Origin of the sequence: Streptomyces sp. NPDC060184 (assembly GCF_042728795.1) — a bacterium.
Lineage (GTDB): Bacteria > Actinomycetota > Actinomycetes > Streptomycetales > Streptomycetaceae > Streptomyces.
The window spans coordinates 13,768-35,577 of record NZ_JBHWYX010000010.1 but is presented as its reverse complement, the minus strand read 5'-3'; the positions used below and the strand labels follow the sequence as shown (position 1 = coordinate 35,577).

Annotated in this window: 22 protein-coding genes, 1 tRNA gene and 1 pseudogene; 16 read left to right on the top strand and 8 right to left on the bottom strand. The window is 67.9% G+C overall.

Annotation, left to right across the window (positions count from 1 at the left end):
* From dnaJ to dnaK, 3 genes are all read right to left on the bottom strand, one after another.
* Window positions 1-1,188 carry a molecular chaperone DnaJ gene (gene dnaJ / locus ACFWEE_RS09050; RefSeq protein ID WP_386887756.1) on the bottom strand — a complete coding sequence of 396 codons (1,188 nt, stop codon included), beginning with the start codon at window positions 1,186-1,188 and terminating at the stop codon, window positions 1-3.
* A 174-nt stretch (window positions 1,189-1,362) separates the two neighbouring features.
* On the bottom strand, window positions 1,363-2,001 hold the full coding sequence (grpE, locus tag ACFWEE_RS09045) for a nucleotide exchange factor GrpE (RefSeq protein ID WP_386887754.1): 639 nt from the start codon (window positions 1,999-2,001) through the stop codon (window positions 1,363-1,365).
* Window positions 1,998-3,848, bottom strand: a complete 1,851-nt coding sequence (gene dnaK / locus ACFWEE_RS09040; RefSeq protein ID WP_386887752.1) for a molecular chaperone DnaK — start codon at window positions 3,846-3,848, stop codon at window positions 1,998-2,000. Before dnaK ends, grpE begins: the two co-directional genes overlap by 4 nt.
* A gap of 585 nt (window positions 3,849-4,433) precedes the next feature.
* On the opposite strand from dnaK, the gene ACFWEE_RS09035 reads away from it, so the two are divergent.
* The 3 genes from ACFWEE_RS09035 to ACFWEE_RS09025 all read left to right on the top strand — a co-directional run bounded on the left by ACFWEE_RS09035 (window position 4,434) and on the right by ACFWEE_RS09025 (window position 8,578).
* Window positions 4,434-4,988: a sugar transferase gene (locus ACFWEE_RS09035; protein ID WP_386887750.1), complete on the top strand. Its 555-nt coding sequence runs from the start codon at window positions 4,434-4,436 to the stop codon at window positions 4,986-4,988.
* A gap of 82 nt (window positions 4,989-5,070) precedes the next feature.
* Entirely contained in the window at window positions 5,071-7,332 is a 2,262-nt protein-coding gene (locus ACFWEE_RS09030) for a (Fe-S)-binding protein (RefSeq protein WP_386887749.1), read from the top strand.
* 283 nt (window positions 7,333-7,615) lie between these two features.
* Window positions 7,616-8,578 carry a YIP1 family protein gene (locus tag ACFWEE_RS09025; RefSeq protein ID WP_386887747.1) on the top strand — a complete coding sequence of 321 codons (963 nt, stop codon included), beginning with the start codon at window positions 7,616-7,618 and terminating at the stop codon, window positions 8,576-8,578.
* A gap of 89 nt (window positions 8,579-8,667) precedes the next feature.
* Here the strand turns inward: ACFWEE_RS09025 and ACFWEE_RS09020 are convergent, their stop codons facing one another.
* The 3 genes from ACFWEE_RS09020 to ACFWEE_RS09010 all read right to left on the bottom strand — a co-directional run bounded on the left by ACFWEE_RS09020 (window position 8,668) and on the right by ACFWEE_RS09010 (window position 10,197).
* The gene (locus tag ACFWEE_RS09020) at window positions 8,668-9,171 is read right to left on the bottom strand and encodes a phosphoribosyltransferase (RefSeq protein ID WP_386887745.1); all 504 of its coding nucleotides are present in this window, start codon (window positions 9,169-9,171) and stop codon (window positions 8,668-8,670) included.
* Between the two features lie 44 nt (window positions 9,172-9,215).
* Window positions 9,216-9,791 (bottom strand): dCTP deaminase, encoded by a 576-nt coding sequence (gene dcd, locus ACFWEE_RS09015; protein ID WP_386887743.1) that lies wholly within the window; start codon window positions 9,789-9,791, stop codon window positions 9,216-9,218.
* Between the two features lie 175 nt (window positions 9,792-9,966).
* Window positions 9,967-10,197, bottom strand: coding sequence for a hypothetical protein (locus ACFWEE_RS09010; RefSeq protein WP_386887961.1), 231 nt, complete (start codon window positions 10,195-10,197; stop codon window positions 9,967-9,969).
* 309 nt (window positions 10,198-10,506) lie between these two features.
* On the opposite strand from ACFWEE_RS09010, the gene ACFWEE_RS09005 reads away from it, so the two are divergent.
* The 7 genes from ACFWEE_RS09005 (at window position 10,507) to ACFWEE_RS08975 (ending at window position 15,899) form a co-directional block, all read left to right on the top strand.
* Window positions 10,507-10,577, top strand: a tRNA-Gly gene (locus tag ACFWEE_RS09005).
* Window positions 10,578-10,796: 219 nt separating this feature from the next.
* On the top strand, window positions 10,797-12,026 hold the full coding sequence (locus ACFWEE_RS09000) for a helix-turn-helix domain-containing protein (RefSeq protein WP_386887741.1): 1,230 nt from the start codon (window positions 10,797-10,799) through the stop codon (window positions 12,024-12,026).
* 55 nt (window positions 12,027-12,081) lie between these two features.
* Window positions 12,082-12,528 (top strand): hypothetical protein, encoded by a 447-nt coding sequence (locus ACFWEE_RS08995; protein WP_386887740.1) that lies wholly within the window; start codon window positions 12,082-12,084, stop codon window positions 12,526-12,528.
* Window positions 12,525-12,746: a hypothetical protein gene (locus ACFWEE_RS08990; RefSeq protein WP_386887738.1), complete on the top strand. Its 222-nt coding sequence runs from the start codon at window positions 12,525-12,527 to the stop codon at window positions 12,744-12,746. The genes ACFWEE_RS08995 and ACFWEE_RS08990 overlap by 4 nt, the downstream gene beginning before the upstream one ends.
* A 135-nt stretch (window positions 12,747-12,881) precedes the next feature.
* Window positions 12,882-14,114: a hypothetical protein gene (locus ACFWEE_RS08985; protein ID WP_386887945.1), complete on the top strand. Its 1,233-nt coding sequence runs from the start codon at window positions 12,882-12,884 to the stop codon at window positions 14,112-14,114.
* A 106-nt stretch (window positions 14,115-14,220) separates the two neighbouring features.
* Entirely contained in the window at window positions 14,221-15,543 is a 1,323-nt protein-coding gene (locus ACFWEE_RS08980) for a UDP-glucose dehydrogenase family protein (RefSeq protein WP_386887736.1), read from the top strand.
* A gap of 26 nt (window positions 15,544-15,569) precedes the next feature.
* The gene (locus tag ACFWEE_RS08975) at window positions 15,570-15,899 is read left to right on the top strand and encodes a MazG-like family protein (RefSeq protein ID WP_386887734.1); all 330 of its coding nucleotides are present in this window, start codon (window positions 15,570-15,572) and stop codon (window positions 15,897-15,899) included.
* 223 nt (window positions 15,900-16,122) lie between these two features.
* On the opposite strand, the gene ACFWEE_RS08970 is transcribed toward ACFWEE_RS08975, so the two are convergent.
* Both ACFWEE_RS08970 and ACFWEE_RS08965 read right to left on the bottom strand, forming a co-directional pair.
* On the bottom strand, window positions 16,123-16,878 hold the full coding sequence (locus ACFWEE_RS08970; protein ID WP_386887732.1) for a hypothetical protein: 756 nt from the start codon (window positions 16,876-16,878) through the stop codon (window positions 16,123-16,125).
* 7 nt (window positions 16,879-16,885) lie between these two features.
* Complete coding sequence (locus ACFWEE_RS08965; protein ID WP_386887730.1) at window positions 16,886-17,401, bottom strand: hypothetical protein; 516 nt, start codon at window positions 17,399-17,401, stop codon at window positions 16,886-16,888.
* 909 nt (window positions 17,402-18,310) lie between these two features.
* Here ACFWEE_RS08965 and ACFWEE_RS08960 point away from each other — a divergent pair.
* The 6 genes and pseudogenes from ACFWEE_RS08960 (at window position 18,311) to ACFWEE_RS08935 (ending at window position 21,602) form a co-directional block, all read left to right on the top strand.
* Window positions 18,311-18,658, top strand: a complete 348-nt coding sequence (locus ACFWEE_RS08960) for a transcriptional regulator (protein WP_386887728.1) — start codon at window positions 18,311-18,313, stop codon at window positions 18,656-18,658.
* A pseudogene (locus ACFWEE_RS08955) lies at window positions 18,655-19,322 on the top strand (nucleotidyl transferase AbiEii/AbiGii toxin family protein); the annotation flags it as partial. The gene ACFWEE_RS08960 and the pseudogene ACFWEE_RS08955, both read left to right, overlap by 4 nt.
* 404 nt (window positions 19,323-19,726) lie before the next feature.
* On the top strand, window positions 19,727-20,164 hold the full coding sequence (locus ACFWEE_RS08950) for a hypothetical protein (RefSeq protein ID WP_386887726.1): 438 nt from the start codon (window positions 19,727-19,729) through the stop codon (window positions 20,162-20,164).
* Complete coding sequence (locus tag ACFWEE_RS08945; RefSeq protein WP_386887724.1) at window positions 20,161-20,793, top strand: hypothetical protein; 633 nt, start codon at window positions 20,161-20,163, stop codon at window positions 20,791-20,793. The genes ACFWEE_RS08950 and ACFWEE_RS08945 overlap by 4 nt, the downstream gene beginning before the upstream one ends.
* 174 nt (window positions 20,794-20,967) lie before the next feature.
* A complete protein-coding gene (locus ACFWEE_RS08940) occupies window positions 20,968-21,216 on the top strand; it encodes a hypothetical protein (RefSeq protein ID WP_386887723.1) in 249 nt (82 codons plus the stop codon).
* Window positions 21,213-21,602: a DNA-binding protein gene (locus ACFWEE_RS08935; RefSeq protein WP_386887721.1), complete on the top strand. Its 390-nt coding sequence runs from the start codon at window positions 21,213-21,215 to the stop codon at window positions 21,600-21,602. Before ACFWEE_RS08940 ends, ACFWEE_RS08935 begins: the two co-directional genes overlap by 4 nt.
* Window positions 21,603-21,810: the final 208 nt, after the last annotated feature.

Here is a 21,810-nt window from a genome sequence, read left to right as displayed (position 1 = left end):
TCAAGCTCCCTTCGCGGCCTGGAACAGGTCGGCCCGCGGGTCCTGGACCGCGGTCGCCTTGCGGTAGGCCTCCAGCGCTTCTCTGGCTTCGTCGCCCAGCTCCGTGGGCACCGCGACCTCCACGGTGACGAGGAGGTCGCCCCGGGTGCCGTCCTTGCGCACGGCGCCCTTGCCACGGGCGCGCATCGTACGCCCGTTCGGGGTACCCGCGGGGATCTTGAGGGTGACCGGAGGGCCACCGAGGGTGGGCACCTTCACCTCGCCGCCGAGCGCCGCCTCCGGGAAGGTGACGGGCACGGTGACCGTGAGGTTGTCGCCCTTGCGGCCGAAGACCGGGTGCGCGTCGACGTGAACGGCGACGTAGAGGTCGCCGGCCGGACCGCCGCGCTCGCCCTGGCCGCCCTTGCCGCGCAGCCGGATGCGCTGCCCGTCGGAGACGCCCGCCGGGATGCGGACCTGCATGGTGCGGGCGGACTTGGCGCGTCCGCTGCCCTTGCAGACCTCGCAGGGGTTCTCGGCGATCAGGCCGCGGCCCTTGCAGTCCACGCACGGGTCGGTGAGCGAGAACCCGCCACCGCTGCCGCGCGAGACCTGCCCCGTGCCGACACAGGTCGGGCAGACCCGCGGGGTGCCGTTCTTGTCACCGGTGCCGGAGCACGCCTTGCAGGGCGCCTGGCTGGACATCCGCAGCGGGACCGTGGCCCCGTCGACGGCCTCGGTGAAGCTGAGCGTCACCTCGGTCTCGATGTCCTGGCCCCGGCGCGGCTGGACGCGGGTACCGGCGCCGCCGCCGCGGTTGAACAGCCCGCCGAACACGTCGCCGAGGCCGCCCCCGCCGCCGAAGCCGCCGCCCTGGCCCGCACCGCCCTGGGCGCCTCCGAAGAGGTCGCCCAGGTCGAAGCCGCCGGGGAAACCGCCCCCGGCACCGGGACCGGGCCGGAACCCGCCGTTGCCGAAGAGGGCGCGCGCCTCGTCGTACTCCTTGCGCCGCTTGGCGTCCCCGAGGACGTCGTTCGCCTCGGAGATCTCCTTGAAGCGCTCCTCCGCCTTGGCGTCGCTCTTGTTGGCGTCCGGGTGGAACTCGCGGGCGAGTTTCCGGTACGCCTTCTTGATCTCGGCGTCGGTGGCGTCCTTCGGGACGCCGAGGACCTTGTAGTAGTCCTTCTCGACGAAGTCCTTCGTGCTCATCGACGTCCCTCCTTCCGGACGATCGGCCAGGGGCCTCTCGCGTAAGACTGGTCCGGCTCACGGGGAGCGCGGTCGCTCCCCGGTCCACGCCGGTTCCCCGACGAGGCCCTGGCGGCCGGCCCTGGGGCCGGCCGCCCGGCCGGTCGGTGTGCGACCGGGTGGTCCGACGTGATGTCAGACCTCCTCAGTGCCACCGCTCTCCTCGTCGTCTGCCTTCTCCTCCTTCGCCGCGGCGGGCGTGGCGCCCGGCTGCGGCTCGGCGACGGCGACCCGCGCGGGGCGGATCGTGCGCTCGCCGAAGCGGTACCCCGGCTGAAGGATCGCCACGCAGGTCGTCTCGGTGACGTCCGGCGCGTAGCTGTGCATCAGGGCTTCGTGGATCGTCGGGTCGAAGGGCTCGCCCTCCTCGCCGAACTGCTGGAGACCCAGCTTGGTGACGATCGACTCCAGGGAGTCGGCCACCGACTTGAAGCCGCCGACGAGCTCACCGTGCTCGCGGGCCCGGCCGACGTCGTCGAGGACGGGGAGGAGCTCGGTCAGGAGGTTCGCCGAGGCGATCTCCTTCACCGTGACCCGGTCCCGCTCGACGCGGCGACGGTAGTTCTGGTACTCGGCCTGCAGCCGCTGGAGGTCCGCGGTGCGCTCGGCGAGCGCCGTGCGCACCTGGTCCAGCTGTGCGGTCAGGCCTGCGGTCTGGTCAGCGTCCCCGGCCGGGGCCGCCTCCTCGGAGGCGGCCTTCGGCTCGGCGTCGTCGTCGGTGGCGCCGGAGGGGACGTCGGGCTTCTCCTCGAAGCCCGGGGTCTCCTCCGTCACACCGCACCGCCCTTGCTGTCCTTCTCGTCGTCCACGATCTCGGCGTCGACGACGTCGTCGTCGGCCGGACGGGCCTGCTCGGCGCCGGGCTCACCGGCGGCGGCACCCTCGGCCTGGGCGTTGGCGTACATCGCCTGGCCCAGCTTCTGGGAGACGGCGGCGACCTTCTCGGTGGCCGTACGGATCTCGGCGGTGTCCTCGCCCTTGAGCTTCTCCTTCAGCTCGCCGATCGCGGTCTCCACCTCCGTCTTGACGTCGCCGGGGACCTTGTCCTCGTTGTCCTTGAGGAACTTCTCCGTCTGGTAGACGAGCTGCTCGCCCTGGTTGCGCGTCTCGGCGGCCTCACGGCGACGGTGGTCCTCGTCGGCGTACTGCTCGGCCTCTTCGCGCATCCGGTTGACCTCGTCCTTCGGCAGCGAGGAGCCACCGGTGACGGTCATCTTCTGCTCCTTGCCGGTGCCGAGGTCCTTGGCTCCGACGTGCATGATGCCGTTGGCGTCGATGTCGAAGGTGACCTCGATCTGCGGCACGCCGCGCGGGGCCGGCGGCAGGCCCGTCAGCTCGAACATCCCGAGCTTCTTGTTGTACGCCGCGATCTCGCGCTCGCCCTGGTAGACCTGGATCTGCACGGAGGGCTGGTTGTCCTCGGCGGTGGTGAAGATCTCGGACCGCTTGGTCGGGATCGTCGTGTTCCGCTCGATGAGCTTGGTCATGATGCCGCCCTTGGTCTCGATACCGAGGGACAGCGGGGTGACGTCGAGGAGCAGGACGTCCTTGACCTCGCCCTTCAGGACACCGGCCTGGAGCGAGGCGCCGATGGCGACGACCTCGTCCGGGTTCACGCCCTTGTTGGCCTCCTGGCCACCGGTCAGCTCCTTGACGAGCTCGGCGACGGCCGGCATACGGGTCGAGCCACCGACGAGAACGACGTGGTCGATCTCGGAGAGCGCGATGCCCGCGTCCTTGATGACGTTGTGGAACGGGCTCTTGCACCGGTCCAGCAGGTCGGAGGTCAGCTGCTGGAACTGGGCGCGCGTGAGCTTCTCGTCCAGGTGCAGCGGGCCCTCGGCGGACGCCGTGATGTAGGGGAGGTTGATCGTGGTCTCGGTCGAGGACGAGAGCTCGATCTTCGCCTTCTCCGCGGCCTCGCGGAGACGCTGGAGAGCCATCTTGTCCTTGGACAGGTCCACGCCGTGGCCGTTGGCGAACTGCTTCACCAGGTGGTCGACGACGCGCTGGTCCCAGTCGTCACCACCGAGGTGGTTGTCACCGTTGGTGGCCTTCACCTCGACGACGCCGTCACCGATCTCCAGGAGCGACACGTCGAAGGTGCCGCCGCCGAGGTCGAAGACGAGGATCGTCTGGTCGTCCTTGTCCAGGCCGTACGCCAGCGCGGCGGCGGTCGGCTCGTTGACGATGCGCAGGACGTTGAGGCCCGCGATCTCACCGGCCTCCTTCGTCGCCTGACGCTCGGAGTCGTTGAAGTACGCCGGGACGGTGATGACCGCGTCGGTCACCTTCTCGCCCAGGTACGCCTCGGCGTCGCGCTTCAGCTTCTGCAGGATGAAGGCGCTCATCTGCTGCGGGTTGAAGGACTTGCCGTCGAGGTCGATCTTCCAGTCCGTGCCCATGTGGCGCTTGACGGAGCGGATGGTCCTGTCGACGTTGGTGACGGCCTGACGCTTGGCCACCTCGCCGACGAGCACCTCGCCGTTCTTCGCGAAGGCGACGACGGACGGCGTGGTCCTGGCGCCTTCGGCGTTGGTGATGACGGTGGGCTCGCCGCCTTCGAGAACGCTGACGACGGAGTTAGTCGTGCCCAGGTCGATGCCGACCGCACGTGCCATTTCGATTCCTCCTGAAGAACTACTTGAGCGGATCTGACTCAAGGATGCATGACACCCGCCGCAGAGTCAACAGACCTGAGTCATGCCGACTCAACTTAAGTGCCGATCCTTGGCGCCATACGATGAATGTGCAGCTCAGCGGGGGTACGTGCCCCTCCGGCACTCCGGGCGAACACCCCACGCGCCCCACCCGCCACACGGTCGGCGCGCCTCTCCCTCCCGGCCCCGCCCCTCGGCCGTGTCCGGCACGGCCCGGGCGAGACACGCAGAACGCGGCGCGCGCCACTCCCCCCGTCCCACCATCGCACCGTGGGATTGTTCTGTCACAAAATGCCGTGAGCCGGTCAAAACGCACCGGCCCCGGCCCCACCGAACTCCGAAACCCGGGCGGGCGCGATGCGGAACGCGAGGCAGCGGCGCTACAGACAGAGCGGCGGCGCATGGTGGCAGTCGCTCCAGCCGGTCCGGCCGCCGAGGCGGCCCGCACCGTGGCGACGGAGGCCCGCGGGCGCCCCGCCGGACGACGCGGCAGGGCCACCGGACCCGCCCCTGCCCCCCGCCGGGGGAGCCAAACGGCTCCTGGACGTGACCCTCGGGTCGGCCCTGCTGCTCCTGGCGGCCCCCGTACTGCTGGCCGCCGCCCTCGCCCTCGCCGTACGGCACGGCCCGCGCGAGGTGATCGACGGACGCGTCCGCGCCGGGCTCGGCGGGCGCCCGTTCGTCCTGCGTTCGCTGCGCACCCGGCGGCTGCGGCTCGACGTGGTCTCCCGGCTGGCGCACGTCGTGCGCGGGGAACTGTCGCTCGTCGGTCCGGCGCCGCTCGCGCCGGACGACCCCCGCCTCCTGGACGGCGGGCCGCGCCGCTGGCGGCTGGAGCTGCGCCCCGGGCTGACCGGGCTCGCGCAGGTGCGCGCCCGCTCGGGGATGCCCTGGGACGAGACGGCGCTGCTCGACCTGCACTACGCCCAGACGCTGGCCCGGAGCCGTACCCAAATCCAGCGAATCGGGCTCGATCTGGCAATCCTGGTGGAATCCGTGCACACTCCTGTGCGCGCGACCCTCCGCGGAACGACCCGGCGGGCCAAGGGCGGCCTGAGCGACACAGATCACCGCCTGCCCGGCTACAGCCCACTGGAATAAGTGGATAGGGTCAGCACAGACTGATTAAGTTACTGCTTAGTAGTGTCAAAATCCCACCCTCGCAGGCCCGAGGAGCCCCTACATGCAACTCGCCGCGATCATCGTGTCGCTGGTGCTGACCGTGGTCGGCGTTGCGCTCATTTCCCGAGCCGTCGCGCAGATCTACCGGTTCGTCCGCCTCGGACAGCCGGTCCCCGCGGGCAGCCGCACCGACAACCCCAGGAACCGCACGATCACCCTGGCCAAGGAGTTCGTCGGCCACACCCGGATGAACCGGTGGGGCATCGTCGGCGTCGCGCACTGGTTCGTCGCCGTCGGCTTCCTGACCCTGGGCCTGACCATCGTCACGGCCTACGGACAGCTGTTCAAGGCCGACTGGGTGCTCCCGGTCCTCGGCGGCTGGCTGCCGTACGAGGTGTACACGGAGTTCATCGCGCTCGCGACCACGGTGGGCATCCTCGTCCTCATCGCGATCCGCCAGCTGAACCTGCCGTCCCGCCCGGGCCGCAAGTCCCGCTTCGCGGGCTCCAAGATGGGTCAGGCGTACTTCGTCGAGGCGGTCATCCTCGTCATCGGCCTCGCGATCCTGACCCTGCGCGGCCTCGAGGGCGCCCTGCACCACGTGGACGGCTACGAGGCCGCCTACTTCGCCTCGTACCCCCTGGTCGCCGCGTTCAAGGGCCTGAGCCTGGGCACGCTGCAGAACCTCGTCTACCTCACCGCGATGATCAAGCTCGGCGTCACCATGGGCTGGGCGATCACCGTCGGGCTCAACACCAACATGGGTGTCGCCTGGCACCGCTTCCTCGCCTTCCCGAACATCTGGTTCAAGCGGAACGCGGACGGAGCCGTCGCGCTCGGCGAGCTCCAGCCGATGACCAGCGGCGGCAAGGAGATCGACTTCGAGGACCCGGGCGAGGACGACGTCTTCGGCGTCTCCCAGGTCGAGCAGTTCTCCTGGAAGGGCATCCTCGACTTCTCCACCTGCACCGAGTGCGGACGCTGCCAGTCGCAGTGCCCCGCCTGGAACACCGGCAAGCCGCTCTCCCCGAAGCTCCTCATCATGTCCCTGCGCGACCACGCGCACGCCAAGGCGCCGTACCTGCTGGCCGGCGGCGGCAAGGACATGGAGGGCAACGAGAAGGCCACCGAGGAGCAGCTCAAGGACGTCCCGGCCGCGGCCCTCGCCGAGGCCGAGCGCCCGCTGATCGGCACCGCCGAGGAGAACGGCGTCATCGACCCGGACGTCCTCTGGTCCTGCACGACCTGCGGCGCCTGCGTCGAGCAGTGCCCGGTCGACATCGAGCACATCGATCACATCGTCGACATGCGCCGCTACCAGGTGATGATCGAGTCCGCGTTCCCGTCCGAGGCGGGCACGATGCTCAAGAACCTGGAGAAGAAGGGCAACCCCTGGGGGCTCGCCAAGAAGCAGCGCGTCGAGTGGACCAAGGAGGTCGACTTCGAGGTCCCGATCGTCGGCAAGGACGTCGAGGACCTCACCGAGGTCGACTACCTCTACTGGGTCGGCTGCGCCGGCGCCCTGGAGGACCGGGCGAAGAAGACCACCAAGGCCTTCGCCGAACTGCTCCACATCGCGGGCGTGAAGTTCGCGATCATGGGCGGCGACGAGAAGTGCACCGGTGACTCCGCGCGCCGCCTCGGCAACGAGCCGCTCTTCCAGCAGCTCGGCCAGGAGAACGTCGCGATGCTGAACATGGCGTTCGGCGAGGACGACGAGGACGACTCGACCAAGAAGGCGAAGGCGACGAAGAAGATCGTCGCGACCTGCCCGCACTGCTTCAACACCATCGCCAACGAGTACCCGCAGCTCGGCGGCGAGTACGAGGTCATCCACCACACCCAGCTGCTCCAGCACCTGGTGGACGAGGGCAAGCTCGTGCCGGTGACCCCGGTCGAGGGTCTGATCACCTACCACGACCCCTGCTACCTGGGCCGTCACAACAAGGTCTACACGCCGCCGCGCGAGATCATCAAGAGCGTTCCCGGCCTGCGGAACGAGGAGATGCACCGCCACAAGGAGCGCGGCTTCTGCTGCGGCGCCGGCGGCGCGCGGATGTGGATGGAGGAGCGGATCGGCAAGCGCATCAACAACGAGCGTGTCGACGAAGCCCTCTCCCTCAACCCGGACATCGTCTCGACGGCCTGCCCGTTCTGCCTCGTCATGCTGACCGACTCGGTCAACGGCAAGAAGAACGACGGCAAGGCCAAGGAGTCGGTCCAGGTCGTCGACGTCTCGCAGCTCCTCCTGGAGTCCGTGAAGAAGCCCGTCGAGCCCGAGCCCGAACCCCAGCCGGAGCCCGAACCGGAACCGGCCGCGTAACCACCCCGCACAGCGAGAAGCGGTCGGACCTGCCTCGGGGGCAGGACCGGCCGCTTCTCGCGTACCACCCCGCGATTTCACCCGCACGGGCATCCGATTCCACCCGCCCCCGTGCCCGACTTCACCCGCGCCGGTGCCCGACCTCACTCGTATCGGTGCCCGATTTCACCCGTACGGGGAGGCGTACGGAAACCCGTACGGGATGTCACAGCTCAGCCGCAAAGCCGTCCCGGTCCCCCCGCCCCCTCACTGGGCGCCCCGCGGACCAGGTACGTTCGATCACGTGGCTGGATTCAGGATCGGACGCGGCCGGGACAACCGCACCCCGCAACAACCGCAGCAAGCGCGACACCCGCAGCAGCGGCAGTCGTACGGAGGGCAGGCACCGCAGCCCCCGTACGGCGGTCAGCAGTGGCCGCAGGCGGGCGGCGGCACCCCCGCCCCGCCGCAGTACGGCGCGCCGCGCGCGACCCCGTACGGCAACGGCGGCGGCTACACCTCCGCGCCCCGCGGCAACGACGGACGCGGGCAGCAGCCGGGCGGGCACGGCGAGCCGGAGTACTTCGGCGACCCGTACCAGGAGCCCCCGCGCCAGGACCCGTACGCGAACAACCCCGGGCACACGCAGGCGTTCAGCATCGGCGACGACCCGTACACCGACGGCAGCACCTACCAGGCGGGCAACGCCCCGGCCCAGCCGGCCGGCCCCCGCCTGGCCTGGAAGGACCTGCTGGCGGGGATCGTGCTGCGGCCGGGTGCGACGTTCTGGCAGATGCGGGACCACCCCGTCTGGGGCCCCGCCCTGATCGTCACCTTCGTCTACGGGCTGCTGGCGCTGTTCGGCTTCGACCAGGCCCGCGAAGAGGCCATCAACGCCACCATCTCCGCCGCCGTCCCGTACGTCCTCTTCACCGGCGTCGGCTTCGTGATCGGCGGCCTGGTCCTCGGCGCGGTGACCCACACCCTGGCCCGCCAGCTCGGCGGCGACGGATCCTGGCAGCCCACCGTGGGCCTGTCCATGCTGATCATGTCGATCACCGACGCCCCGCGGCTGATCTTCGCCCTCTTCCTGGGCGGCGAGAACTCCTTCGTCCAGATCGTCGGCTGGATCACCCTGCTGGCCGCCGGAGCCCTCTTCACCTCCATGGTCAGCAAGTCGCACGACCTGCCGTGGCCCAAGGCCCTGGGCGCCTCGGCGATCCAGCTGATCGGCCTGCTCTCCATCCTCAAGCTCGGCACGATCTGAGCCGTCCGAGCCGCAGCACCCCGCGCACGACGAAGGGCCCGGACCGCCACACGGCGGTCCGGGCCCTTCGTCATGGGTGGCGGCGGGCTTCAGGAGTCGAGAACCTGCCCGGTGCGGCGCACCACGGGCTTCTCCACGCTCCACGGGAAGTTGATCCACCGGTCGGTCTTCTTCCACACGTACTCGCACGTCACGAGCGACTGCGGCTTTTCGTAGATGACCGCGCTGCGCACCTCGGCGACGTGGTCCAGGCAGAAGTCGCGGACCAGCTTCAGCGTCTTGCCGGTGTCGGCGACGTCGTCGGCGATCAGGACCTTCTTGCGCGTGAAGTCCACGACGTTCGGGACGGGCGCCAGCATGACCGGCATCTCCAGGGTGGTGCCCACACCGGTGTAGAACTCCACGTTCACCAGGTGGATGTTCTTGCAGTCCAGCGCGTACGCCAGACCGCCGGCCACGAACACGCCGCCCCGTGCGATGCTCAGCACCACGTCGGGCTCGTACCCGTCGTCGGCGACCGCCTGGGCGAGCTCGCGCACGGCGAGCCCGAACCCCTCGTAGGTCAGGTTCTCCCGGTCCTCGGCAGCTGCCATGCCCGTCACCTCGGCGTCCCTCGTCTCGGCCCCGGTCGTGCGCGTCAGACCTGGGTCCGGTGGAAGTTCAGATACGAACGCGAGGCCGTCGGACCGCGCTGCCCCTGGTAACGGGAGCCGTACCGCTCCGAACCGTAGGGGAACTCCGACGGCGAGGTCAGCCGGAACATGCACAGCTGCCCGATCTTCATCCCCGGCCACAGCTTTATCGGCAGCGTCGCCAGGTTCGACAGCTCCAGCGTCACGTGCCCCGAGAACCCCGGGTCGATGAACCCGGCGGTGGAGTGCGTCACCAGCCCGAGCCGCCCGAGCGAACTCTTCCCCTCCAGCCGCGAGGCCAGGTCGTCCGGCAGCGTGATGACCTCGTACGTCGACGCCAGCACGAACTCACCGGGGTGCAGGATGAACGGCTCGTCCCCCTCCGGCTCGACCGTCCGGGTCAGGTCGGGCTGCTCGACGGCGGGGTCGATGTGGGGGTAGCGGTGGTTCTCGAACACCCGGAAGTAGCGGTCCAGCCGCACATCGATGCTCGAAGGCTGAACCATCGACGGATCGAACGGGTCGATGACGACCCGCCCGCTGTCGATCTCGTTCCGGAGGTCTTTGTCAGAGAGAAGCACGATCCGAGGATACGCAGAACGCGCGAGCCCGCCCCAACCGGACCGCACCCGCGCGCCTGCCCTCACCACCGCGGACGGCCTCCGCCGGCTCCCCGCCGACCCCCCGTCGGCCCTTCACACCGGCCCGTCCGCCGCCCGTCTCCCCGGACCCCCTCCGGGCTACCGGGTGGCCCGGCTACCGCCTGCCCGGCACCACCGGGACCGAGCTGCGCAGCCGAGCGCACCGCGGGCACCGGATCAGCCGCCCGGGCCCGAGCCGGTCCGGCCCGAGCTGCTGCATCGGGAACGACGAGGTGGCGAACACATGCCCCTCCGCGCAACGGACGACGGTGCGCTCCACCGACTCCACAGCCTTGACCGGCGACTCCGCCTTCGCGAGCGACTCCACTGCCTTCAACGACTCCATCAAGTCCCTTCCCCAACCAGCCGGCCTCGAACGAGAAACCCACACATTAGGGGATGAACGGGACCCACTCCACACGCCGCACCACTCGCCGGTCCACACCCCGTTCCCCAGCGGTCCCACCCACGCGCGGCTCCAACCTACGCCCCCAACTCCCGCCCACCGCGCCCCCGTCACCCCCACACCCGCACCCCGCCCACCCCACACCCCGACAAGTCCCCCGAAACGCAGAAAGGACCCTCGACGGATTCGCCGGGGCCCTGCCATGAGGTACAGTGTGCGAGCATGCACAGCCGATCATCGGTGCGCGCTGCGGGTGTAGTTTAATGGTAGAACATGAGCTTCCCAAGCTCAGAGCGCGAGTTCGATTCTCGTCACCCGCTCTTCGAAGAAGGCCCAGGTCATTGACCGGGGCCTTTCTTGTTGTCTAGACCAGTTGAGGGGCGGCGTGCCCTCCGCGTGCCTTCCTCCCGCCCCTCTGCGGCATTCCTACGGCAACTCGCCTCACGCGCATGCGTCGTTCTGGGTACCTTGCTGATGACGAACTCTGCACGGAAACCCCGGTACCGAGCCAGGCGCTCCGGCAGCCTGGAGGTGTCCTGATGCTGGAGGAAGCCGAGGAGATCGGCCGGCGCGCTCGCAGAGCGCGACTGCGGTTGGGCATGCCGCAAGCCGATCTGGCGGCAGCCCTGGGGAAGTCGCAGGGCTGGGTGTCCAAGATGGAACGCGGCCTGATCGAGCTCGACCGGGTCGGGTTGCTCAACCAGGTCGCCGCCGAGCTGCACATCCATCCGAACGACCTGATCGGGCGCCCGTACAACAGCTCGCCCGACGACAACCAGTGGCAGATCGCCGCCTCCTCGATCCTGCGAGAGCTGCGCCGCTACGACCTCGCGCCCGTCTTCGACGGGACTCCCCGGCCGACATCGCAACTGTGGCGTGAGGTGACGCGGCTGCACCGGCTCCGGGACACCGCCTCCAACGTGGCGATCCTCCGCGTCTTGCCGGACCTGTTCCGCGAGGCACGGGCCCTGGCGGAGGAGTCAGACGGCCACGAGCGAGAGGAGGCGTACGCCGTCTACGCCGTGTGCTGCAAGTTCGCGCACACCGCCGCCCACGCCCTCGGGCACCCCGAACTGGTGGCCATGGCGTGCGAGCGGGCCGCGTGGTCGGCCAGGCTTTCCGGAGACCCCGTGTTGCCCGCCGTGGCCGACTGGATGCGGGTCTGGGACATGTGGGCCACGGCCGACTGGGCCGACGCGCTCGCGCTCTCGGACAAGGCGATCACCTCGGTGCAGCAGCCGTACGAGGACGGCGATCCGCTGGCCGTGCGAGCTTGGGGCACCCTGCAACTGCGGGCAGCGGTCTCCGCTGCTCGGGCAGGCCGTTCCTCGGAGGCCGAGGAACGGATCGGCTTCGCGAAGGATGCCGCGGAGCGCATGGACGCGTACGTCGGCGCACCGGTCTACGACCGGCACTCGCTGACGTTCTCCGCGGGGAACGTTCAGATCCACGCGATCAGCGTGGCGCTGGAGATGGGCAAGCAGAGCCAGGCGCTGGAGATAAACCGCCGTACCAGCCCGACGCTGGTGGGGGCCCTTCCCAACTCCCGTCAGGGGCACCACCACATGGACGTCGCGCGAGCATGGCTGTGGGACGGGAACCGCGACAAGGCCCTGGCCGAGCTGGAGACAGCGGAGCGGATCGCGCCCCAGCTCGTGCGGAACCATCCCATCGCCCGCTCCACGCTCCGCAGCATCGTCCACGCCGAACGGGCCGCCACCCGAGAGAAGTTGCGACGCATGTCCGACCGCTTCCACCTGGACGGATAGGAGTCGTATTCCTCCCGCTCATATTCGAGGGCTCGCACGCTCCTAACTTCGGGGCATGACTGGACGACGTTCTCCCCACCTTCCGTCGCAAGGCGTCGAGTTGGGAACGGCAGCTCCGTTCGTTCCCCGACTCGGCGACCTCGCTACCGATATCTCCCGTGAGGGCCGTCTCGGTGTCGTGGTCGCCCTCCCCGGTGAGGGCTCCGCGACGACCTACCACCTGCGCCCGCCCGGCGGCGGAGCCGCGTGGTCCGCGCCCGCCGACGGGGCGACGCTCAGGCCCGTACCGGTGAAGGCCACCCACGCCACGCTGCTGCCCAGCCGGGACGCGGTCTACGACCCGCGTGCCCGCCAGGGCTCGGTACCCGTCGTCCTCCACTGCGACGACGGCTCGACCCTCGACGGCGCGCTCATCCTCACCTCGGCGGAGCTGGAGCGGCTGTACGCCCAGACCAGCCGTCTTCTCGTCGCCCACGAGAACGCCCTCGGCGGGACCCCGTGACCGGAAGACACCGCGGTCATCCGCATCACGCCGCACCCACCCTCGTACGGTCCGAGCTCGGCAATCGGCTCGCGCTCGGGTTCCTGGCCGTCGTCGGCCTGGTCGGTCCGGCCTGTGCGCTACGTGAGCACGTGGGCCCGCTCCTCGAAGGCGCCGGCTATCGGCCCGCCGTCATCGCACCGGAAGCGAGCCTGCCGCACCCGGCCTCCGGCCGCTGAGACTGCTCCGGCGTCCGGACGCCTGCCCGCGCGCCGACGCCGGAGTGTCTCGAGCCGCTCACTCCTCGGGCGGCGCACACCATCGCCACCGTCATGCACCTGGAACATCCACGCGTGCTTATCCAGGGAGGGTTCGTGGACATCCCGTACATCGTCATCGACCAGCTCGTCCCCGACCAGCAGCAGGTCTGGAATACGTACTTCGGCGATGCCGACCGCCCCCGCTACATCGAGGAGGGCATCTGGCGCCGCACCCAGGAGAAGGCCACGGCCGGCCAGTCCGGCTGGGAGAACCCCGACGACGCCCGGCGGCGGATCATCCACTACCGGTACCGGTACGGCTTGGTCCCCACCACGGCCGCACCCGCCATCGGTCTGACCGACCTGTACCTCTATCACTCCGCGTCCGCACCGGCCGACGAGATCGCCGCGCACCACGACGCCCTCCTGGACTCGCTCGACGCCGGTGGCTGGCGAGAGGCCCCCGGCGGCTTCTTATGGGTGCGACGCGATCTGAAGTGCCGGATCACCGAGTACGACGTCCACCCCCAGGACGCCGCCGCGGGTCGGCTGCTCCCCTCCGGCTACCAGAGCCTGGACGTGCACATCGCCTCCGTGGCCTACACGCCGCCGCCCTCCGTCCGGCAACTGCCCTGGAACGTCCTCTCCACCGGCATCCGCTCCAAGGACAGACCCGGCACACCTACCCGTGTCCCGGACCTCTCCGTGCTCGCGGACCTGCTGCCGTTCCAGGTGGAGATCGGCTGCGGTACGTCGGTCGAGGCGGGGATTCCGCCCCTGCACCGGCTCCACGAGATCTACCGGGTCACCGACCGCCAAGGCCACGAGCCGCGTGAGCACCGCTTCACTCTCTCCCCGACGGCCGACACGCTCCTCCACGAGGTGCTGACGGAGCCGGAGGAGAAGACGGCGGAATTCGTTGAACTGTTCCGCGCCTGTTTCCTCGCCGAGCCCACCCCAGCCATGTGGGCGCTCAAGGAACTGAAGGACGCCGGCCACCTCGTCGGACCGGTCATCACCAACAACTTCGACGTGCTAGCCGCCCGCGCCGGACTCGACGAGTGCTTCATGCGCCGGTACGACCAGGCGGTACCAGACGTCGAATGGGTCGACGGCGCCAAGGCCCTCCTCGTCGTCGGCCTGCACGCCGACCGACGCAAGGTCCAAGCCCGCGCCCGCGCACGCGGCATGCAGGTCATCTACCTGGATCCGGAGGGCTTCTGGCACGACGGCCGGTTCCTGCCCTACCCGCTGGAGGGGCCCCAGGACGGTGACCTGGTGTGCCGTTCCACAGCCGCCGAGGCGCTGCCCGCTCTCGTCAATCTGCTGAAGCAGCAGTCCGGTTGATCCACCTGCACAAGGACGGCCGCGCCGGATGCGGACGCTAGCGTGGCGCACCCGGCCGGCCCGGATTCCCCGGGCGGGCGAAGACAGGGAAAGGAGCGTCGGTCCCATGCGCGTATCCGTCATCGGCTGCGGTCACCTGGGCATCCCCCACGCCGCCGCCATGGCCGAGATCGGCCACGAGGTCATCGGCGTGGACCTGGACCAGGCGAAGATCGACCGCCTCAACGCGGGCAAGAGCCCCATCTACGAGGAGGGCCTGCCCGAACTCCTCGCCACCCACACCGCCTCCGGGCGACTGCGGTTCACCACCAGCCTCGCCGAGGCGGCCAAGTTCGCCGACGTCCACTTCCTCGCGGTCGGCACGCCCATCGACGCCGACGGGCGCAGCTACGACACCGGGCAGGTCTTCGGCGTGGCCCGCGCCCTCGCACCGCACCTGACCCGCCCGGCGGTCGTCATCGGCAAGTCCACCGTCACCGTGGGCACCGCGCGGGACCTCGGCGCCCTCCTCGCCCGGCTCTCCCCGGCCGGCAAGGACGTGGAGGTCGTCTGGAACCCCGAGTTCCTCCGCGAAGGTCGCGCCATCGACGACACCCTGCGGCCCGACCGGATCGTCGTCGGCGTCCCCTCGCCCCACGCGGAGGACGTCGTACGAGAGGTCTACGCACCGCTCCTGGCCAACGGCATCCCGCTCTTCGTGACCGACCCCGCCACCGCCGAGCTCCTCAAGGGCGCCGCCAACGCCTACCTCGGCATGAAGATCTCCTTCATCAACGGCGTCGCCGACATGTGCGCCGCGGCAGGGGCCGACGTCCAGCAGCTGATCGAGGCCATCGGCGTCGACCCGCGCATCGGCCGCGGCGGCCTCAACGCCGGTCCGGGCTACGGCGGCGGGTGCCTCCCGAAGGACGTACGCGCCTTCACCGCATCCGCCCGCGCCCTGGGCGCCACCGAGGCCGCGACCATGCTGCGCGCGGCGGAAGAGGTCAACGAATCCCGGCCCGCCGCCGCCCTGAAGCTCATCGAGCAAACCCTCGGCCGGCCGGTCGACGGCGTACGTGTCACCGTCTGGGGCGCCTCCTTCAAGGCCGGCACCAACGACGTACGCGAATCACCCGCCCTCGCCATCGCCGCCCTCATGCACCAGCGCGGCGCGACCGTCACCGTCCACGACCCGCACGCCAACCCCACCGCACTACGCCGCAACCCCGAACTCGACTACGCCGAGAACCTGGAAGGGTCCGTCCAGGGCGCCGAACTCGTCGTCCTGGCCACCGAATGGCACCACTTCCGCGAGGCCGACCCCAAGGCCCTCGCCCCCCTGGTCGCGGACCCGGTCCTCGTCGACCTCCGCAACCTTATCGACGCCGACGCCTGGCGCATGGCCGGATGGACCGTACGCCAGCTCGGACGACCCGCACAGGAATAACCGAACACATCGATCGGAGATCCAGCGTGGACACACTGTGGGACAACATCGAGAAGCTCTCCGCCGTCTGCCGCGCGGCAGGAGCCCACCTCCCCGACGAGGAGCTCAAGGCCCTTCAGGTCGGCAAGGTCGCCGAAGAGGCTGGCGAGGCCATGCACGCCCTACACGGCCTGAAAGGCCTCACCACCTGCGGGGGCGACCACGCCTGGTCCGAGGTGCAGAACGACCTCGTCGGCGCCGTCATCGCCGCCCTCCTAGCCATGCACTACATCGACCCCACGGGCGCCCGCGCCACCTTCGACGAGGTCCTCCACCGGCGGACGCGCAGGGGCCGGGAGGCAGTCGCTGTGGCCTGACATCCTTTGAGACACCGTCGGCCGCGCATATATGGCGCGGCCGAATCAGAATCCAGGTTGGGGGCGTACTCCTTGGTGGAACCTCGAAGATCATGGTCACCACGTCATACCAATGGACCGCTCTGGCGACCTGTCAAGTTCGACGGCTACCTAAAGACTTCCCGCAATTCCTCACACGGCAGGACCTAAATCGTCATACACCGATCCGACGCGGATTTGGAGCTTAAGCGGGCCTCACCAGGAGTTCCGCCTGCACCACTCCAGGCGGAAGGAGACGTACCGTCAGTTTCTCCTCATCGTAGTCGATCAGACTTTCTTTATGTGCTGGCCTTAGAACATCCCGCTTAAAGCGTGCAGCATTGGAATATTCAAGCCACTTAATTAGACTATCCTCCGGAACCGATCCATTTTCAGACAGCAGCAAGAGAAGCATCTTCTGCCTCCAGGTCATTCCTGGTATCAGGATCCTCTTCCTACTCCCCTCAACCCAAACCTGAGGAACATCACGCTCAATTAGGCTTTCCACCAAGTGAGCCGCCTGCTCGGTCGTGAGGTCATGAAATACCCTCACCAGTTCCGCCATGAGCCATTTACTCATATAAAGAACCGCCGTAGCATCCATCAAATTCGGGTCGATGTCACCACCAGCATGCCCTACGCCACGATTGTTGCGAATCTCGTACAAAGCAAGCAACATTCGAGGAATCTGAACCTTGATGGATCGCGGCACTGAGGTCGGCTGCTGCTCAAGCTCACGGCAAGCGCGGACCATGTCACGGGGCTTAGATGAACGAATTCCATACCGGCCATCAACATACCCGCTGATGGCAGTATAAATTCCCTCGCATAGTTTCCCTCCGTTCAGCTCTGCAGGCTCCCAGCGATGTTCTCTGAAGTTACTTACAATGCGGTTAAAGGATTCCACGATGTCGTTACGGAGCCCGACAGGAAGAACCGCAAGGGCCTCATCTGGAGTCATATCGCACTCAGCTCGCAATCAGCCCTTGAACATACACGAGACCTTCGTGCGTCAGCTTATAGAGCTTCCGCGCCTGCCTCGAGCTTCCCGCCTTCCGCAGCTGAATTACTCGAGCCGGCTTCTTTTCCTGGTTACCCTTCAATGCATCCGTGACATTTTTCAGTGCATGCCCAAGGTTTTTTAGCTCCCTGTTCAAGTCAAGTGCTTGAAATGAAGGACCCCCTTGAACTGCCTGAAACCAGTACCCTGCCACAAGCGCCCTATCAACGTCAGTCTTGGGGGCCGCCGCATTGAACAGTTCGGCAAAGTGCTCGAACTTGGGAGCCTCCGCAGAAATCTCTTCTTCACTCACTTCGACAGCCACGAATTCCCCGCCACTTGAATTCTTACTAGCCGTTGAATATCCGATCATTACGCCGTAGCGCTCAGCCGCCCAGCGCAAAACTCTCCCTTGAGCCTCCTCTTCAAGATTTCTCAGTGCATCGGTAACGGCGGACATGGCATCAATCTCGGGGTCACCCATTTGTTCCCTCTCCCGCTGCGAAGACCGCAACTTTTACTGCCATCGCACTCACATCCGGTGACGGCCTGACAGTCTAGCGATAAAAACCGATCAAGAGTCAGCCGATTACGATCATCAACCAACCGGCTCATCGAACGAGCCTTCTCGCGCACCGCAGATGCACTGCGCAGCCTTACAGGATCTACCCGTCAATTACTCAAAGCAAGGGGAACACATTTTCGAGCATTCATCACTCGTCATCCGAAGCGTCGCCCGCGCCGCCCTTCCGATGTACTTCCGGCGGCTTCTCGTCCGCCCGGGCGTGACGACCTCGGGCTAGCCAGGCAACGCGCGGGCATCCACTTCGCCGGGCCGGCATCGTGGGCAGCAACGCAGATCGCCGACCGGGGCACGACCTCCTGTACACGCTCGACACCATCTGGGCAGCTCGGATTGTCCGGCCGAGCACTCCGGACGGGAAACGTCTGCATGTGGAGAGAGTCAACGGCTCAAAGCCGGATCGACGGGCTCGGTCCTGGTGCACTCCGATGAGGAGGGAGACCATGTCGTGAAGCACTGGGAACCTAGGCAACCGGGACCGATCCCGATTCCGACGTCAACCGCCACGCGGCGTACCTATGGCGTGCGCCGTTGGTGGCCATGCCACACCGTGCCAGTAGGAGCGGTAAAAAGCGGTCATTGCGGCTGCCGGTACGACGCTCAGATCCGGTAACTATCAGGCTGTTCCCGCAGGTCAGGCAACACATTGACGCCTGAGTGCCGGGTGATTCCCAAGCTCAGAGCGCGAGTTCGATTCTCGTCACCCGCTCCACTAGAAAGCCCCAGGCCAACGGCCCGGGGCTTCTTTGTATGCGGCACCTTGTCACCGTCCGGTCGACCCAGATGGGCTCCCCCCTGGATAATCGACGTATGGCATCACAGCCCAGCATGTCCGATCTCCGCCGCGCCAAGTTCGCCCGGCGCGCGCCGGCAGCACTCTCGGAGCTTGCCGGCCCTGAGCACGGCACAGTGAGCCTGCCGCTTCACCTGGCGTGGTCGGGCCTGACCACGTTCGACCTCGACCAGCCCCGGCTGCGGATGAGCTACTACCGCATCGTGTTGGCCGAAGGCCAGCACGACGATCTGGTCCGGTTCCTCAATCACGGCCTCCTCGTCAGTCTGTGGCCCACCCTGCGCACACTGATCAGCCGTGATGTCCGTGAAGTCTGGGAACACTCCTTCGACGAGCTGGCTCACAGCGCCCAGGCTGCTGCGTGAACCTCACCGACCTGCATCGTCGCCTGCTCGCGGACGTGCTCGCGGAAGGCGTCGCATACCCTCTGGCACTCACCGGCGGTTATGCGGTCCAGGCGCACGGCCTGGTCGACCGGCTCAGCCAAGACCTCGACGTCGCGACCGAGAACCCTGATCGCATGGAGGACATTGCTGCTGCCGTGCGCGCCGGCCTGGAACAACACGGGTGGCAAGTCAGCGCTCTGGAAGCAGACCCTCTCTCTCCGCGCGCCTGATCGTCACCGATCCCGTCAGCCACGAAGAGTGCGAGGTCGACATCCTCAAGGAAGCATTCTGGCGGCCACCCGTCCACACCCAACACGGGTTGGTGTTGTCCCTCGAAGATGTCGTCGGAACCAAGGTCCGCGCGCTGTCCGACCGCGGACTCGCCAGGGACCTCATCGACGTACAGGCAGCCGCGAGCCGCTGGAGCCACGTCGAACTCGAAGAGCTCGGACGGCGTCACGCACGTGACTCCTTCGACCTGAGCGAGCTTCAAGCGCGACTGGGTGGAGCCGACTGGATCGACGACACGGAGTTCGCCGCCTACGGGCTCGACGAACAAGCGATCACCGGGCTGCGCCAGTGGGCACAGGGATGGGCCACCGACATCGGCGAGCGACTCCAAGAGATGGAAACTCCGGACGAAGCTGATGGCCGCACGAAGAACGGGCGTGCTCAGCAAGATGTACGTCGGCTACGCAACCCTCAGAGGCCGTGCCCCACCCGTGCCCTTCAGAGCGGACAACAGTGGTCACGTACGGCGTCCAGGCACCACCACGGCCGTCGCATTACCCGGCCGAACGTGCAGGTCAATTCCTCGCTGGTTGCCAAAGCACCGCTGATTCCCAAGCTCAGAGCGCGAGTTCGATTCTCGCCACCCGCTCCACGAAGAAGGCTCAGGTCATCGACCGGGGCCTTTCTTGTTGTTCAGTTCGTTCTCTGTAACGCCCGTTAGCTTCACCGCACGCATCGGGCGCGTGCATCGGCGAGAAAATCGATTCTGTTCGCGGGGGAGGACTACACCGCGCCGTTCGGTGGCACGGTCCGGCCATGAGGATGATCAACGTGGTGGCGGCTACGGTTGCCGGCAGTTGTCTTGTGGTCGCGCCGGCGGCCGAGGCGTCGATGGTGCGGCACTGGGACAAGAGGGTGAAGTGCGAGCAGGAGGATCCGGAGGGGCGCGTCATCCCCACGCGTTACGGCAACGGCGAGCTCGGCTGGAACCACTTTTCCGGCAAACACAACATCAAGAAGTGCCGGGTGGTCGACGCGGCCTTGGCCGGAAAGGTGGACAGGAAGAGTGGAGGGAGGCTCGAGTACTACGGAGTCGCCCGAAACGGGACCAAGCTGGTAAGTATCGTGGTCATCGTCCAGTACGCCCGTCGTACGGCCGCCGGCGAGTACGACGCTGGTACGGGTAAGAAGGTCGGCGTCGTCACGGCTTACTGCAAGGGCATGACCAAGTGTCCGAATTGGATCAACGAGTGAGCAACCTCGCCATGGAGACAGTCGAGCAGCAGGCGTACCTCACGCGCTTCCTTCTCGACTACACAGCGGCGCCCCTCGTCGAGGGGATCTTCCTGCGCGGCGTGCTGCCCACGCACGATTCCATCCGGGTCGTGACCGGAGCCGCCGATGCGGTGGAGGGGCATGGGCTGGTCGCCTATGAAGTGCCGTTGACGGACGACGACGGGGAGCCAGTGACCGCACCGATGGTGCTCGGGTGGACACGCACGCTCGTTTCCCTCGCCCGCCCCCGCACGGACACCACCGTGATGGGCATGCCTCTGGTGACGGTGGACACCGCCGACCTCGAACCGGCGGACCCGACCCGCGCGGATCAAGCGCTACGGGTGCTGCGCGCATTGGCCTGGCCGTACGTGGAGATCCCGCCCAGCCCCGCGCTCTGCGGGTTCCTCTTCACCGGGCGGGACAGCATGCGGCTCTACCTCGCCTCCGAGAAGGCGTACGGCATGATCGCGGCCGACATCCGGCTCGATGGCACACCGACCGCCCTGCTGGCCGCCCTGCCCTCACTCCTCGACGAAGAAGAACGCTGGGCGGCAGGCCTGTCCGACCCTCATTGCGTCCACAGGGTCGATCTGACCACCTGGTGAAGGCCGACAGTCACGCACCCTGACACTACGGACATCCGCCAGCCGGCCATGGAATCACCGCCCAGAGCTCGCTGCCGCCGCAAGGTCTGCGGTTTCGGTCGGCACGGGAGATCCTGGCCCACCTCAGGGCAGGAACCACGAGATTCCCCACGCATACCCCAGCATGCTTGGCGTATGTCCTCAACGACTCGCATCACCGTTACGCTCCCGAGCGATCAGGTGGCGGAGCTCCGCAAGCTCACGGACAACGTCTCCGGGTACGTGGCGGAAGCGGTAGCCCGCCAGATCCGGCACCAGCTCCTGGGCGACGACCTTCGCCGCCACGAGGAAGAACACGGCCCTTTCAGCGATGAGGAGCTCGCCGAGGCGCGCGGGAAGATCTTTGGCTCCGCCGGCTCCTCCCCGGGCGCGGATGCCGCGTGAGCGAGCGCATCGAGACCGTCGTCCTGGACTCGAAAGGGCTCTCCGCCTGGATCGCACAGGACCGCAAGCTCCTCGCGATGCTGCAGGTCTTCCACGACATGGGAGCCGACCTGGTGATCGGGGCGAACACCATCGCGGAGGCGACCCACTCCCGTACCGACATCCCTCGCCTGGACTGGGCCCTGTCCCGCATCAAGGTGGAGCCGGTCACCGAGCAGGCGGCGAAAGCGGCGGCTGAGCTCCTCAAGAGCGCTGGACTGCACGAACACACGTACGCCATCGACGCCACGGTCGCCGAGGTCGCGCTCCGCCGGCCGAAACCCGTCGCCCTGCTGACCTCCGACAGCGACGACATGGCCAAGTTCTGCGCCACGACCTCCTGGTGACGTCCGACAGCGACGGCATGAGGGCCGGACAGGGCAGGCTCAGGAGGCCCACGATCCTCCTGCGGGGCCGATCGGACGGGCCGGGAACAGCCGGCCCGGTCTGCACGGTTGCACCAGGGGGACCGGGGACGCATGGGCGGACACACGGCGGACAGAACGTCGTCGGGCCACGATGTCGGCCGGTTCGCCAGGACCGGACGGGCCCAGC